7 protein-coding genes and 1 riboswitch are annotated in these 16,196 nt (G+C 70.8%); of the genes, 2 read left to right on the forward strand and 5 right to left on the reverse strand.

Annotation, left to right across the window (positions count from 1 at the left end; genetic code table 11):
* Positions 1 to 93 precede the first annotated feature (93 nt).
* Complete coding sequence (locus AC07DS_RS34255; protein ID WP_479151685.1) at positions 94 to 3,651, forward strand: condensation domain-containing protein; 3,558 nt, start codon at positions 94 to 96, stop codon at positions 3,649 to 3,651.
* A gap of 81 nt (positions 3,652 to 3,732) precedes the next feature.
* Here the strand turns inward: AC07DS_RS34255 and AC07DS_RS34260 are convergent, their stop codons facing one another.
* The 3 genes from AC07DS_RS34260 to AC07DS_RS34270 form a co-directional block, all read right to left on the reverse strand.
* Positions 3,733 to 7,491 carry an amino acid adenylation domain-containing protein gene (locus AC07DS_RS34260; RefSeq protein ID WP_479151687.1) on the reverse strand — a complete coding sequence of 1,253 codons (3,759 nt, stop codon included), beginning with the start codon at positions 7,489 to 7,491 and terminating at the stop codon, positions 3,733 to 3,735.
* Between the two features lie 120 nt (positions 7,492 to 7,611).
* Entirely contained in the window at positions 7,612 to 8,454 is an 843-nt protein-coding gene (locus AC07DS_RS34265; RefSeq protein ID WP_479151688.1) for a thioesterase II family protein, read from the reverse strand.
* A 6-nt stretch (positions 8,455 to 8,460) separates the two neighbouring features.
* Positions 8,461 to 8,682, reverse strand: coding sequence for an MbtH family protein (locus AC07DS_RS34270; protein ID WP_479151690.1), 222 nt, complete (start codon positions 8,680 to 8,682; stop codon positions 8,461 to 8,463).
* Positions 8,683 to 8,857: 175 nt separating this feature from the next.
* A riboswitch (S-adenosyl-L-homocysteine riboswitch) is annotated at positions 8,858 to 8,935 on the forward strand.
* Positions 8,936 to 8,954: 19 nt separating this feature from the next.
* On the opposite strand from AC07DS_RS34270, the gene metH reads away from it, so the two are divergent.
* On the forward strand, positions 8,955 to 12,542 hold the full coding sequence (gene metH / locus AC07DS_RS34275; RefSeq protein WP_479151692.1) for a methionine synthase: 3,588 nt from the start codon (positions 8,955 to 8,957) through the stop codon (positions 12,540 to 12,542).
* A gap of 411 nt (positions 12,543 to 12,953) precedes the next feature.
* On the opposite strand, the gene AC07DS_RS34280 is transcribed toward metH, so the two are convergent.
* Together AC07DS_RS34280 and AC07DS_RS34285 are read right to left on the reverse strand one after the other, a co-directional pair.
* On the reverse strand, positions 12,954 to 14,297 hold the full coding sequence (locus AC07DS_RS34280) for a helix-turn-helix domain-containing protein (RefSeq protein WP_479151694.1): 1,344 nt from the start codon (positions 14,295 to 14,297) through the stop codon (positions 12,954 to 12,956).
* 778 nt (positions 14,298 to 15,075) lie between these two features.
* On the reverse strand, positions 15,076 to 16,196 hold a 1,121-nt coding region (locus AC07DS_RS34285), incomplete at its 5' end, for an alpha/beta fold hydrolase (protein ID WP_479151696.1).

Raw genomic sequence — 16,196 nt, forward strand, 5'->3', positions numbered from 1 at the left:
CCCGCGCGGGAATGCCTCGGGAGTGCCGCACGGAGTGCCGGTGCCCGGCGCGTTTCACCTCTAGCGTCCCGGTCAGACGCCTGAGGGAGAGCCGTGATTCCAGTTTCGTTCGGCCAGCATCGGCTGTGGCTCCTGGACCGCTTCGAGCGGACGGGGTGGACGTACAACATCGTCGTGCAGGCCGCGATCGAGGGGCCGTTGGACGTCGGGGCACTGGACGCGGCCTTCTCGGACGTGCTCGCGCGGCACGAGGGGCTACGGACGAGCTTTCCCGAGGTGGACGGCGTGCCGCGGCAGCTGATCGCGCCCGCGGACGCCGAGGGCAGCCGGCTCGAGGTCGTAGACCTGCCCGACGGCGCGGCCGCCCTCAGCGACGAGAGCGCCCGGCACGTCTTCGACCTGACACGGGCGGCGCCGGTCAGGGCCGTGCTGTTCAGGTCGGCGGAGAGCCGGTTCGTCCTGCAGATGGTGTTCCACCACATCGTGGTCGACGGGTGGTCGGTCCGGCCGCTGATGCGTGATCTGGCGCAGGCGTACACGGCGCGCAGCGCCGGGAGGGCGCCCTCGTGGGAGCCGCTTCCGGTGCAGTTCGCCGACTTCGCCGTGTGGCAGCGCGATGTGCTCGGGTCGGCCGACGACCCGTCGTCGCTCGTGTCCGCCCAGCTGGACTTCTGGCGCGAGGCGCTCGCGGGCCTGCCGGCCGAACTCCCGCTGCCCGTCGACCGGGAACGGCCGTCGACACCCGGCAACCGGGGCGGCGCCGTGCCCTTCGTCGTGGACGCAGGCCTGCACCGGCGACTGCGCTCGCTCGGCCGCGAGTGCGGCGGCACTCTGTTCATGGTGGTCCACGCGGCCCTGGCCGCGCTGTTGCACCGTCTGGGCGCCGGCGACGACATCGCCGTCGGCACGGTGACCGCGGGACGCGCGGACGAGGCCCTCAACGATCTGGTCGGCTTCTTCGTCAACACCCTCGCGCTGCGCACCGACGTCTCCGGCGATCCGTCGTTCCGTGAACTCATCAAGCGCGTACGGGACTTCGACCTGAACGCGTTCGACCACCAGGACGTCCCCTTCGAGGACGTCGTCCACGCCGTGGGCCCGCCGCGCCGGGCCGGTCGCCACCCGCTGTTCCAGACCGTCCTCGCCGTCCAGAGCCACGAGCCCGCCGAGCCGGAGATGCCCGGCCTGTCGGTGCGGATGCAGAAGTCGGAGGCCGTCGAGCTCCATTCCGCCAAGTTCGACCTGTACTTCGACCTGTCGGAGACCTGGGACGCGGACGGCGAGCCCGCCGGCATCCGGGGACATCTCGTCTACGCCGCCGACCTCTGGGACGAACGATCGGCCACCGCCCTCTCGCAGCGGCTCGGCCTCCTTCTCGCGGCCCTGGCGGACGACCCCGACGCGCGCGTGTCCCGCCCCGACCTCGTGCTCGGCTGGGAACGTCCGTTCCTCACCGGGGAGTCCGGCCCGCAACAGCCGGCTCACGACGGGCTCGACGGCGGCGTCCTGCTCCTCGACCCGTCCCGCACCGACGTGCGGGAGGACCGTCCCTGGTGGCTCGCACGGCCGGACGACGTCACCGTGCTGGCGGGTCCCGAAGCCGATCCCGCGCACATCGCCGACCTCGTGCGGGCCCATGACGTCGGCGCGCTGGCGCTTGCCACGCCGACGCTCACCGTGCTGCTCGCCAAGGACCCCTCGCTCTTCGACGGCCTGCGTCTTGTCACGGTCACCGGTGAACTCCCCGCGCCCGACGTCCTCACGCCCTTGCTGGCGGACCATCCGAGGTTGCGCCTGCGCCACGCCCCGGGCGGCGCGCTCCCCCGTGCTCTTCGTGTCCTGGACTCCACCGGCAGGCTCGCCCCGCTGGGTGTCCTCGGTGAACTGCACACCGTCGTCGACGGCTCGCCCCACCCCACCGGCCATCTGGCGCGCCTCAGGACCGACGGCCTGATCGAGTTCCCGCCGCGCGGCGGTGCCGACGCCTTCTCCGACGGGTACGCCCCGGGCTCCGCCGGGCCTGGGCCGCGTACCCGGCGCACGGCGCGCCAGGAGATCCTGTGCGGCGTCTTCGCCGACGTCCTGGGCGTCCCGTCGGTCGGCGTGCACGACAACTTCTTCGACATCGGTGGTCAGTCGCTCCTCGCGGTGCGGGTGGTCGCCCGGATCCGGATGCTGTTCGGGACCGATCTCGAGCTGGGCGCGGTGTTCCGGGCGCCCACACCCGCCGGTCTCGACGCCCTGATCCGGCAGTCCGCCCAGGGCGCCGCGGGCGCACCACGTCGTGTCACGCCGCGCCCGGAGCGTGTTCCGCTCTCTCCGGCCCAGCTGCGGCTGTGGATGCTCGACCAGATCCACGGTCCCGACGCGTCCTACAACGTCGCCGTCACCCTGCGGCTGCGGGGCGACCTGGACGCGACCGCGCTCCGGCACGCGCTGGACGATGTGGTCACCCGGCACGAGGCGTTGCGCACGGTCTTCCCGGACGACGAGGGCGAGCCGTTCCAGTACCTGCTGTCACCGGACGCGGCGCACGTCGAGCTGCGGAGGGACGACTGCTCCGGGACGGAGCTGCCCGAACTGCTGACGGCGTGCTATGCCCATGCCTTCGATCTGGCCGAAGGCCCCCTGATCCGCGCGCATCTCGTCGAGCTCGGTGCGGACGACCACGTACTGCTCCTGGTGATGCACCACATCGTGTGTGACGGCTGGTCGCTGGAGCCGCTGCTGCGGGACCTCGGGGCCGCCTACGCCGCCCGCCGTGCCGGCCACGCTCCCGAGTGGTCGCCGACCGAGCCCCTGCAGTACGCGGACTACACCCTGTGGCAGCTGGACGCGCTCGGCGACGCGGCCGACGAGGACTCCTTGGCGGCGCGGCAACTGCGGCACTGGAGGGACACGCTCGCGGGGCTGCCGCACGAAGTGACGCTTCCGCCCGATCGCCCGAGGCCGAGCGTGCCGGACGTGTCGAGCGACACCGTCGCGGTCTCCCTGCCGGCGGAGCTGCACCGAGGCCTGGCGAATCTCGCGCGGGAGACGGGCACGACCCTCTTCATGGTGTTGCACGCCGGGTTCGCCGTCACGCTGGCCCGCCTCGGCGCGGGAAGCGACATCCCCGTCGGCACGGCGGTCGCGGGGCGGGTGGACGAGGTTCTCGACGATCTGGTCGGGTTCCTCACGAACACCGTCGTGCTGCGCACGGACCTGTCGCGGGACGTCCCCTTCCGCGAGTTCCTCAAGCGGGTGGGCGACACCGACCTCGCCGCCCTCGGGCACCAGGACGTCCCCTTCGACCATGTCGTCCAGGAGCTGAATCCGCCGCGTGCCGTCTCCCGGAACCCGCTGTTCCAGGTGGGGCTCGCCCTTGAGCACCATGCGCCGGTCGCCTTCGCGGCGCCCGGTCTCGTGGTCGAGCCACTGCCCCTGCGCGGTGTCACCGCCAAGCTGGATCTGGACGTGACGCTGACCGAGCGGCTCGACGACGGCGGTGCGCCCGCCGGTGTCACCGGGACCTTCGAGTTCCCCGTGCGGCTCTATGAGCGCGCGACCGTCGTGTCGGCCGTCGCCGAGTACGAGGCCGTCCTCCGGGCGATCGTCGACGATCCGGACGTTCGGCTGTCGGACCTGGGCGTCGTCGGCGTGGACGCCTGAACCCAAGTCCGGCCCAGGGCCAGTGAGACAGAGCGAAGGCGCTCTCGGTGCGGGCCGGGAGCGCCTTCGCTCTGTTGTCGTTCAGGCGGCCGGACCGTCCTCGTGACGGCGTGCCCGCAGCGTGGGGCGGGCCGCACGACCCGCGTCGAGGCACCCCGCCAGCCCTGCCGGTGTGGGCTGGTCGAACAGGGACTTCAGCGGGACCTCGACACCGAAGTCGTCCTTGACGCGGTTGAGCAGCCGGGTGGCGAGCAGCGAATGGCCACCCAGGGCGAAGAAGTTGTCGTCGGCGGCCACCGGGCCGCTCCCCAGGACCTCGGCGAACAGCTCGCGCAACAGATCCGTACGCGTCGCGGGCCGGGGCAGGCCCGGACGCCTGCCGGCGGTGGCGCCCACGCTGCCGGCCCGTCCGGGGGCCGGGTCCGTCTGCCCGCGTGGGGAGCCGGCCGGCGCGGCGGCACGTCCCACGTCGCGCGCGTCGCCCTCCTCCCGGGTCCGCGGTTCCTCGTCCCGGGCGTCGACGAGCCCGGCCAGGGCCGTCGGCGTCGGCTGTTCGAACACCGTCCTGACCGGTGGTTCGAGGCCCAGGACGGCCCCCATGCGTGCGGTCAGTTCGACCGCGGTCAGCGAACTTCCGCCCAGGTCGAAGAAGCTGTCGTCGATGCCGACCTCGGACACGCCGAGCACCTCGGCGAAGACGTCGCACAACGCCTTCTCGACGGCGGTGCGCGGGGCCCGGCCGACGGTGTGGCCCTTCGGGTCGGGCAGGGCCTTGCGGTCCAGCTTGCGATTGGGGCTGAGCGGCATCTCGTCGAGCTGGACGAAAGCCCACGGCACCATGTAGTCCGGCAGTGTCCCGGCCATGTGCGCGCGCAGCGCGGCGGTGTCCACCGGACCGGTTTCGGAGACGACGTAGGCGACCAGGCGCTTGGTGCCGGGGCGGTCCTCGACGGCCAGCACCGCGGCCTGTGTCACGCCGGGGTGGCGGCGCAACGCCGCCTCGATCTCGCCGAGTTCGATGCGGAACCCGCGGATCTTCACCTGGTGGTCGGCCCTGCCGAGGAAGACGAGGTGTCCGTCCTTGCGCCATCGCACCAGGTCGCCGGTGCGGTACATGCGGCTGCCCGGGCTGTCGAAGGGGTTGGCGACGAAGCGGGACGCCGTCGCGGCCGGACGGTTGAGGTAGCCGCGCGAGAGTTGCTCGCCGGCCAGGTACAGCTCGCCGACCACACCGGCCGGCACCGGCCGGAGGCGGCCGTCGAGCACATAGCCGCGCATGTTGCCGATCGGCCGGCCGAGCAGCGGCTCGTCGGGCCAGTCGGCCGGCTGCGCCGTGAAGGAGTGGGCGATCGCGAGATGGGTCTCGGTGGGGCCGTAGTAGTTGTCGAGCCGGCGCCGGGGCGGCTCGAAGAACGTCTTGAGGCGCGGCGAGAGGGTCAGTGCCTCGCCGCCCTGGGCGATCATCCGCAGTTCGGGCAGCTCGATACCGGTGCGCTCGGCGACCTCGCAGAGCGCGTCGAGCACCAGGTTGGGCAGGTTCATGTCGTGGACGTCGTGGTCCACGAGCCACCGCGCGAACAGGTCGATGTCGCGCCGCACCTCCTCGGGCGGCACCACCAGGCAGCCGCCGCTGAGGGTGGCGAACAGTACCTCGAACGCGGACGTGTCGAAGCTCAGCGACGAGAACTGCGCCATGCGGCCCGGCGTGAGCGTGTTCTCGTACCAGGTGAGCAGGCTGACGAGGGAGTGGCCGGGCATGACCACGGCCTTGGGGCGACCGGTGGAGCCGGAGGTGTAGATCACGTAGACGGGGTGTTCGGGGCGCAGCGGCGTCGGCCGGTCGGCGTCCGTGATCTCGGCCGCGGGCAGCTGGTCGATGTCGACGGGCCCGGTCAGCGTGAGGACGGGCCGGGCGTCCAGCTGCATGAAGTCGATGCGGTCGGCGGGGTAGCTCGGGTCGATGGGCAGATAGGCGCCGCCGGCCTTGAGTGTCGCCCACAGGGCCACGATCACATCAACGGAACGCGGCATCGCGAGGCCCACCACCGTCTCCGGGCCGACACCGTGGGCGATCAGGTGCCGGGCGAGGCGGTTGGACCGCTCGTCGAGTTCGCGGTAGGTGAGGACGATGTCGTCCATCTGCACGGCCGGCAGATCGGGGGTGCGGGCGACCTGCGCGGCGAGCATGTCGGGCAGGGTGACGCGGGGGACCTCGAGGGCCGTGTCGTTCCACTCGACGAGCAGCCGGTGCCGTTCGGCCGGGTCGAGTACGTCGATCTCGCCCAGCCTGCGCCGCGGGTCGTCGGCCGCCGCGGTGAGCACCCTCAGCAGCCGTTCGCCCAGGTCGTGGGCGGTGTCCCGGTCGAAGAGGGCCGTGCTGTAGCCGACGCGGACATCGAAGCCGTCGGGGGTGCCGTCCGCGGTGTGCCGCGCCTCGAAGTGGAACGCGAGGTCGTGGCGGAGGGGAGCGCGCCACCGGTCGTACGGCTGTGTCTCGGCGCCGGCGAAGCGGACCGCGGCGGGTGGGCTCGGCAGTGCGGTGACCAGGACCTGGAACAAGGGGTGCCGGGACTGCGAGCGGGGCGGATTGACGGCGTGCACCAGGTGCTCGAACGGGATGTCCTGGGCGGCATAGGCGTCGAGGCCGGCCTCCCGCACCCGGGACACCAGGTCGGCGAACACCGGATCACCGGAGACGTCGGTGCGCAGGACGAGCAGGTTCTCGAACCTGCCGACGACGTCGTCGTGGGCCGCGTCGAGTCGGCCCGTGACGCACGTGCCGAGGGGGATGTCGTCCCCGGCGCCGAGCTTGGCGAGCACGGTCGCCACCGCGGCCTGGAGCGTCATGAAGAGGGTGGCGTGCCGTTCCCGGGCCAGCTCGGCCAGCCTGCGGGCGACGTCGGCGCCGACGTGGAAACGCACCTCCTCGCCACGGTGCGACAGGACGGCCGGCCGGGGGCGGTCGTAGGGAAGGGCCAGTTCGTCCGGCATCCCCGCGAGTGCCTCGGCCCGCTCCCGGAGCCGGGACGCGGCGAGCGGGTCCACGCTCGCCCGGTTGCGTTGCCGCGCCGCGAAGTCCGGCTGCTGGACAGGCAGTTCGGGCCAGTCGGGGGCGGCGTCGGTGAGGCGGGCCGAGTAGGCGGTGCCGAGATCCCTGGCCAGGAGCCCCAGCGATGTCTCGTCCACGGCGATGCGGTGGGCGAGGCACAGCAGAACATGATCCTCGGGGCCCACCCGGAGAAGCCAGGTCCGCAGCGGGGTCTCGTTGGCGAGATCGAAGGTGTACGCGGCGAGGCTGTCGAGGCGCGCGTCGAGCGCGTCCGGCGTCACGTCCTCGCACTGGAACCCGGCACGGGCCTCCACCACACGCTGCGCCGGCACGCCGCCGACGGCGCTGTGCACGGTGCGCAGTGCCGCGTGCCGGGCCACCACGTCGTCCATGGCGGCGCGCAGCGCGTCATGGTCGACGGTGCCCCGAAAACGCAGCGCGAGCGGCACGGTGAAGTCGGCACCTGGTCCCTCGAACCGTTCCCGGAACCACACGCCGTGCTGGGCGAAGCTCAGCGGGGCGCTGTCCCGGTGCGCGCCGAGCGGCGCTTCCTCCGGCCGCGCGGCGCGCGCCTCTTGGAGCAGTACGCCCAGTGCGGCGGGGGTCGGCGCGTCGAAGACGTCCCGTACGCCCGGCTCCACGCCGAGCCGGGCGGGTATCCGCTTGCACAGCTGGAGTGCCGTCAGCGAATCGCCGCCCAGGGCGAGGAACGAGTCGTGCGCCCCCACCCCGGCCACGCCCAGGACCTCCGCGAACACCTCGCGGAGCCGCTGCTGGATTTCGTTGTTCACGCTCACCCTCGCTACTCGTCGACAATTCCGGCCTCGTCGGCCCGCCGGGTGCCGGACGGTGAGCGGGTCCGCCCGGACGGCAGCGGGCGCTCGCGGGGCCGACCGGCGACACCGCGTCTTTCAGACGGTCGCCGGCGCCGAACCGGCGTCGGGCCGAGGCTCGATGTACTCGGTGATCTCCCGCCGGACCGCCTCGGCCCAGTCGTCGAGGAAGAAGTGGCCGCCCGGGAACACCCTCATCCGGAAGCTCCCCGAGGTGTGCCGGCCCCAGTCCCGCACCTGCTCGACCTCCACCACGGGATCGTCGTCGCCCGTCAGCGCCACGATCGGGCAGCGCAGCCGCGCGGTCGCCGGGCTTCGGTACAGCTCGGAGGCGCGGTAGTCGCTGCGTATCGCCGGCAGCAGCAGCGGCAACAGCGTCTCGTCGGCGAGCAGCTCGGCGTTGGCGCTGTTCAGCTTCACCAGCTCGTTCACCAGCACCTCGTCGGAAGCGAGGTGGAAGCGCTGGTCACCGGCTGCGGAGGGAGCGCGTCGACCCGACGCGAACATCGCGAGCGGCCGCACGCCCCGGCTCTCCAGCCGGAGGGCGACCTCGAAGCCCACGGCGGCGCCCATGCTGTGTCCGAAGAGGGCGAGCGGACGGTCGGTCCACGGGATCAGCTCGTCGGTGATCCGGTCGGCGAGGACGCAGACGTCCTCGACGCGGGGTTCGTCGAGCCGGTCCTGCCGGCCGGGGTACTGGATCGCGAGCACGTCCACCGCGGGCGACAGCGCCTTCGACAGGGGGAAGTAGTACGTCGCGGACCCGCCGGCGTAAGGAAAGCAGACCAGGCGGGTGCCGGCCGAGGGAGAGGGGCGGAACCGCCGGATCCAGGCGCCGGCACCCCGTGGCTTCGGCCCGCTCTGCTCAGCTTCGCTCGGGCCGGGCTCGAAAGGCCGTGCCGCACCCTGTGTCCTGCGCACGCGGATTCAGCTCCGCGCGTCGTGTTCCATGGCGGCGACGAGTGACGCCGGCCGCATGTCCGTCCAGTGCTTCTCGATGTAGTCGAGGCAGTTCTGCCGGGTGTCACGACCGTGCACGGTCTCCCAGCCCGTCGGCACGTCGACGGGCGCGGGCCACAGGGAATGCTGCTTCTCCGCGTTCACCAGGACGAGAAACTCGCCGTCCGCGTCATCGAACAGAGCGCTCACCGATCTCCACCTCGCACAGTCCCGTCAACACCCGTGATCAGCAAGGACGGTAGGAGACCCGATGGCTCCGCACCGGCAATGCGAGCGGAACCCTGGCGGCAGTTCGCGTCCCGGAACCGGTGATGCGTCGGATGAGCCTGGTCTTCCGGCGCGTCAGGTGATTCCATGCATCACGAGAGCCGAGAGGCGCTGCAACGGGCGACGGCCCGCCACGCTCGGCTCGTCCTCGACCGACCAAGGGCGCCTCCGGGAACATGACGGAGGTGTCGGCAGTGGACGGGTATCGCGACCAGGACGACAGGGGCGCCGCTCTGCGGCGGCTGCTGAGCGAGCGGATCCTGGTCCTGGACGGGGCGTCGGGCACGTTGCTCCAGGGCCTGGATCTGGGGCCCGCGGACTACCGCGGGGACGTGGTCGGCGCGTCGCACACCCGTGATGTGACGGGCGACCCGGATCTGCTCAATCTGACCCGGCCGGACGTGATCCTGGATGTGCACCGCAGGTACCTGGCGGCCGGTGCGGACATCATCACCACGAACACGTTCACGGCGACGAGCATCGGCCAGGCCGACTACGCCCTGGAACATCTGGTCCGCGAGATGAACCTCCAGGGCGCGCGACTGGCCCGGCAGGCGGCGGACGAGGCGGGCGGCCGGTTCGTGGCGGGCAACGTCGGTCCGCTGAACGTCACGCTGTCGCTGTCGCCGCGGGTGGACGACCCGGCGTACCGGGCCGTCACCTTCGATCAGGTCAGGTCCGCGTACGCCGAGCAGATCTCCGCCCTGGCCGAGGGCGGCGTCGATCTGCTCATGATCGAGACGATCTTCGACACGCTCAACGCGAAGGCGGCGCTCGCCGCCGCCCGCGAAGTCGCTCCCCACCTGCCGCTGTGGCTGTCCGTCACCATCGTGGACCTCAGCGGCCGCACCCTGTCCGGCCAGACCATGGAGGCGTTCTGGCGGTCGATCGAGCGGGCCGAGCCGCTCGTGGTCGGACTGAACTGCTCGCTGGGCGCGGCCGAGATGCGCCCGTACGTCACCGAGTTGGCGCAGACCGCGGACTCCTATGTGGCCTGCCACCCCAACGCCGGTCTGCCGAACGCGTTCGGCGGGTACGACCAGACACCCGCGGAGACCGGCCGGTTGATGGGCGAGTTCGCCCAGGACGGCCTGGTAAACATCGTGGGCGGCTGCTGCGGCACCACGCCGGAACACATCGAACAGGTGGCCGCCGCCGTGCGGGGGCGCTCGGCGCGGCAGATGACCGAGCGGCCCGCCGCGACCCGGTTCAGCGGCCTGGAGCCGTTCGAGATCGGTGCGGACACCGGATTCGTGATGATCGGCGAGCGCACCAATGTCACCGGGTCGGCGAAGTTCCGCCGGCTGATCGAGGCCGACGACCACCAGGGCGCCGTCGACGTCGCGCTGGAACAGGTCCGTGGTGGCGCCAACCTGCTCGACGTCAACATGGACGCCGATCTGCTCGACAGCGAGCGGGCGATGACCACGTTTCTGAACCTGATCGCGACCGAGCCCGAGGTGGCCCGTATCCCGATCATGATCGACAGTTCGAAGTGGAGCGTGATCGAGGCCGGTCTCCGGTGCGTGCAGGGCAAGGGCGTCGTCAACTCGATCAGCCTCAAGGAGGGCGAGGAGCCGTTTCTCGCCCAGGCCCGGCGGATCCGTGACTTCGGCTTCGGCGTCGTGGTGATGGCCTTCGACGAACAGGGGCAGGCGGAGACCGCCGACCGCAAGGTGGAGATCTGCGCCCGGGCCTACGACCTGCTGGTCGACCGCGTCGGGATGCGGCCGCAGGACATCGTCTTCGACCCCAACGTGCTGGCCGTCGCCACCGGCATCGCCGAGCACAACAGGTACGCGAAGGCGTTCATCGACGCCCTGCCGCGGATCAAGCAGCGGTGCCCGGGCGTACGGACCAGTGGTGGCGTCTCGAACCTGTCCTTCTCCTTCCGGGGCAACGACGTGGTGCGTGAGGCCATGCATTCGGCGTTCCTGTTCCACGCGGTCCGCGCGGGCCTCGACATGGGGATCGTGAACGCGGGCCAGCTCGCCGTCTACGAGGACATCCCGGCCGACCTCCTGGAACTCGTCGAGGACGTGCTGTTCGACCGCCGCGCGGACGCCACCGACCGCCTTGTGTCCTTCGCCTCCACGGTCACCGGTACGGCCACCAGACGGGCGGTCGATCTGTCCTGGCGCGAGGGGTCGGTCCAGGAGCGTCTGTCGCACGCGCTGGTGCACGGCATCGTCGACTTCGTGGAGGAGGACACTGAGGAGGCGAGGCAGTTGTTCGGACGGCCCCTCGATGTCATCGAGGGACCGTTGATGGACGGCATGAAGGTCGTCGGGGACCTGTTCGGGTCCGGGAAGATGTTCCTGCCGCAGGTGGTCAAGAGCGCTCGGGTGATGAAGCGCTCGGTCGCCTACCTCGAGCCGTTCATGGAGAAGGAGAAGACCTCCGGCCGCGGCCAGGGCAAGGTCGTGCTCGCCACCGTCAAGGGCGACGTCCACGACATCGGCAAGAACATCGTCGGCGTGGTCCTCGGCTGCAACAACTACGAGGTCGTCGATCTCGGGGTGATGGTGCCGACGGCGAAGATCCTGGAGACCGCCCTCGCCGAGAACGCCGACGTCATCGGCCTGTCGGGCCTGATCACACCGTCGCTCGACGAGATGGTCGCCGTGGCCGGCGAGATGCGCCGGCGCGGGCTCACCCTGCCCCTTCTCATCGGCGGCGCGACCACGTCGAAGCAGCACACGGCGGTGCGTATCGCGCCCGAGTACGACGGTCCGACCGTGCACGTCCTCGACGCGTCGCGGGTGGTGGGCGTCGTGTCGGACCTGCTGGACGCCGACCGGGCGGCCGCACTGGACATCGCCAACCGCGCCGAGCAGGAACGGCTGCGTGAGCAGCACGCGCGTCGGCAGCACGCGGCGCAGCTCAGCCTCGCCGAGGCCCGTGCCAACCGCGAGCCGGTGGACTTCTCCGAGCTGCCGACACCCGAATTCACCGGGGCGCACAGCGTGACACCGTCGATCGCCGCGCTGCGTGAGCTGATCGACTGGCAGTTCTTCTTCCTGGCCTGGGAGATCAAGGGCAGGTTCCCGGCGGTCCTCAAGGAGCCCGCGGCCCGTGAGCTATACGACGACGCCCAGGACATGCTCGACGAGATCGTGGCCGGTGACGCCTTCCAGGCACGCGGCCGGTACGGCTTCTGGCCCGCGCACGCGGTGGGCGACGACATCGTGGTCGGCGACGTCACGTTTCCGATGCTGCGCCAGCAGACGGCCAAGCCGATGGGGCGGCCGAACCGTTGCCTGGCCGACTACGTGGCCCCGTCGGGCGACCATCTCGGCGGTTTCGCGGTCGCGATCCACGGCGCCGAGGCGCTGGCCGCCCGGTACGAGGCCGAGCATGACGACTACCGGGCGATCATGGTCAAGGCGCTGGCCGACCGGATCGCCGAGGCGTTCGCCGAGTACGTTCATCTCAAGGCCCGCCGGGAGTGGTTCGAGCCCGACGCGCACCCGCTCCTCGAAGACCTGCACGCGGAACGCTTCCGCGGCATCCGGCCCGCGCTCGGCTACCCGGCGAGCCCGGACCACTCCCAGAAGCGCGAGCTGTTCCGGTTGCTCGACGCCGAGTCCGAGCGGATCGGCCTGACGGAGTCGTACGCGATGACGCCGGCGGCCAGCGTCAGCGGACTGATCTTCGCGCACCCGGCGTCACGCTACTTCAGCGTCGGCCGCATCGGACAGGACCAGCTCCTCGACTACGCCGCCCGCCGCGGCTGCGACCCGACCGAGGTGGAGAGGTGGCTGCGGCCCAACTTGAGCTGACTCGGGGGCGGGTTCGGGTGGGGGGCGGCTGCGCCGAGGAGAGACCCGGTCGGGCCCGAGATGGGACGGGTCGGGCCCGAGCTGAGACCCGCCCGTGACTGAGGAACGTCCAGGTTGGCCCAAGGGGAGACCCGGCCGGGCCGAGGAACGTCCAGGCCGGCCCGAGGAGGTACCCTCTCGGGCCGAGGAGAGGCCGGCCGGCCCGAGAGGAGACCCGGCCAGGCCCGAGGAGAGTTCAGGCCGGGCCCGAGGTGAGACTCGGCCAGACCCAAGGAGAGACCCGGCCCAGCCCGAGGAACGTCCAGGCCGAGCCCTGGGCGAGACCCGGCCCGGCTTGAGTCGGAGTCCGGGCGGTTCCCCCCGAGGTCTCCCCGGCGCAGGCCTCGCCTCACGTCTCGTCGAGCCGTGGCCTCACAGCACCGGGTCGGCCTTGGTGAGGTGTGCGGGGCCGGCCGCCGCGCACTGGGCCGGGCCGCGGGCGGCGGCCCCTTCCGCGTCCAGGAGGTGGTGCACGAGGTTCAGGACCATGAAGCGGGGACGTTCGCCGTTGCCGGAGTCGACCCGGCGCACCAGGCCGCAGGCGCGCAGCAGATGGATGACGCGCAGCGCGTCGGCGGGCGCGCGGTGCAGGAGCCGGATGGCCTCCTCCGCGGTCCACGGGTCGGCACCGGCCAGGCGGCGAAGTCCGACGGCGTCGTCCGGTGCCAAGGACGCGATGGTCCGCCTGAGCCACGAGACCAGCGCATCGTCGGCGCTGACCGGCGAGGTGAGGAGCATCAGCGGCGAACGGGTGGCGGTGTCTAGGAGTTGTGCGGGTTCGTGGATGAGCAGCCAGGAGGCGGCCGATTCGATCGCCGAGGGAATGCCGTCGAGCAGCCGGCAGATGCCGGCGAGCGCCGACAGTGCGGCCGGATCGGACACGGCCTGCGGATACAGCTGCGCACAGCGCGACAGCATGAGCTGCACCGTCGGGTACGCGGCGAAGTCCATGTCGGTCGGGTCGCCCTGACGCCACTCGGGCACGGCGAGCGGAAAGACCGAGAAGGCACAGGTGTCAGAGGTCGACGACGTCTCGGTAGTCTCGTACAGCACCCGAAGCCCAGGGCAGCGGTGCAGCAGGAGCCTCAGTTCGAGTTCGCCGTCCTCGTCCAGATCCCGGCCGTCGACGGTGAGCAGCACCTCGTTGGTCGTGAGCGCGCCGGTCACGTCGTCCACCGTGGGCGCACACCCGATCAGGTCGGCGACCCGGTCCATCAGGGCGATCGGCCCGACCCGTTCCCCCTGGGGCGCCGTCTCCCGGTCCAGATGGATGACCGACATCCGGCCGCTTTGGTGCAGGTCGTTCGCGACCTTCTGGATGAGCCGGCTCTTGCCGATGCCAGGCATGCCGACCACCTTGAGCAGCCGATGCCCGGAGGACTCCAACAGGGCGGTCAGGGAGGCCGTTTCGTGCTCGCGGCCGACGATCGGACCGAGCGGCGCCGGCGGTGCCGCCAGGTGCTCGATGAGCGAGTGGCCCGAGGCCAGTCCCGCCGCGGCCTCCAGTTCCGCCCGGCGTGCCTTGCTCAGGCGCAGGGCGTCCGCTAGCAGGCTGATCGTCTGGGGGCGGGGGGCCTTGGTGCAGTCCAGTTCGAGGTCCCGAATCGCCCGGACGCTGATGGTGGAAAGCTCGGCGAGCTGCCTCTGGGTCATACCGACGCGTTTACGCGCGTTTCGCAAAAGGACACTGAACCGTGTATTCGACCCGAGGTTCACGATGTTTTGCCGCCTCCCGACGATCCTTCGACCCGCCCCGCGACGTGCCGAATCAATGAGCCCGATACGCCAGGAACCAACCTCTCGGCGCAGCCGAGAAGTCCCTGCCGTGTGACTGAACGAGTTTTCGGCCGACCCGCGCAGGGGGCAGCCGCGATAGATTCAGTGAATGAGCGCCTTAGTCGCCGACTCGCATCGGATCGGCCGCCGCCCCACCAGTCTGTCGAGTTCTCCCGCTCTCTGTCGGAGGCTCACTCCGGACAGCCTTTCCCAGAATTGGGATCGAGTGCTCGATTCATCACATGAGGCACCAGATGTCGGATTCATGCGGCATATCCCCCGTTTTTCAACGCGATCTCAAATGCTGAGATGCTCGCGCGGTCGTGCAGTAATCACATGACAACACACAACAGGTTGACAACGGAAGAGGATAACGCTTGACGTGTTCTTGACCACGCAAAAGCAAAGTCAGCCCCCTGCGCCGCTTCCCCTTCCGCGCCCCACCCAAGGCTCCGGTCCAGCGCAGACATGTCTCTGATCTGCGGTGACGTCCCGGAGCTCCCGGCGGCCGACCAAGATCCGCCCGCTTCGGGCGAACTTCCGCCTACGTAACGCAAGCTCACTATCGGACACTTTCTGACGAGTTCGCCGCCCCGGGTCGGGGAGAGTTGAAACCGCAGTGTCCACATGGTGGACACGCGGAAGTTACTGCCGCCGGGCACGCGCCGCACCGTGCGCTTTTCCCGCAACAATGTTTCTTTTTCATTAAACAACCTCCTCACACCGACAAGTGCGTGTTGAGCAGCTTCCCGATGGCGCTCAACGGCCCGGGCCGGGTCATCTCCATGTGATCGCAGTCGATGTCGTATTCATGGATGTTTCCCCGGACATAAGGACCCCAGGCCGCCCTTCCCGTGCTCGTACTCGTGCGCACCGCGTTGAAGAAGGCGACATCTCCGCTGAACTCGTCCCGGACCCGATGGCGCAGGAAAGCATTTCCATTCCCCATCGTCGTGGCCACGACGGCCGCGACCTGCTTCGGGTCGAGCATCTTCAGGAGCGGATCGTGCGCACGCAGGAGTGCCACCAGTTCCTCGTCCGTGGCGGGCGTGGGGAACTCGTCCGCCGCCCGGCCCAGCAGCACCTCCAGCACCCAGCGCCGGTCCGCCGACACCGGCCGCTCCTCGGGCAGGGGCCGGGCGTCGAGGAGGGCGAGCGTCGCCACCCGCTCCCCCAGCGTCTCCAGACGCACCGCGACCGCGTGCGCGAGTACGCCTCCGAACGACCAACCCATCAAGTGGTAGGGCCCGTGCGGCTGGAACCGCCGTATCCGGGAGACATGGGCGTCGGCCAACTCGGCAAAGTCGCGCGGCCCGGCCCCCGGGGCAAGGAGTTGCTCGGACTGGAGCCCGACGACCGGCAGGCGCTCGTCGATGTGCGGCAGGATGCCCGAGAAGGCCCAGCTCAGCCCGGAACTCATCGGCAGGCAGAACAACGGCTCGCCAGCCCCTTCCCGCATGGTGATCACGGGATCCATGGGGTTGTTGGCGCTGTGAGTGCTGAGGTGCCCGACGAGTCCGGCGACGGTGGGGTTCAGGTAGAGATCGCGGATGGTCAGGGCCTGGTGGGTGTCCGTGAGGATGTTGACGCGGTCGAGGAAGAGCACGGCGAGCAGGGAGTGCCCGCCCAGGTTGAAGAAGTTGTCGTCCAGGCCCACCTCGGGCACGCCCAGAATCTCGCCGACGAGGGCGCACAGCCGCTTCTCCAGGGGCGTCTCGGCCGGACGCGACGCCTCCTGCCCGGCGGGGGCGAAGGCGGGCAGTGCCCTGCGGTCCAGTTTTCCGTTCGCGGTCAGCGGCAGCTCGTCCACGAGCACCACCGCGGGCACCATGTAGCCCG

This window comes from Streptomyces sp. NPDC044064, from assembly GCF_056434245.1.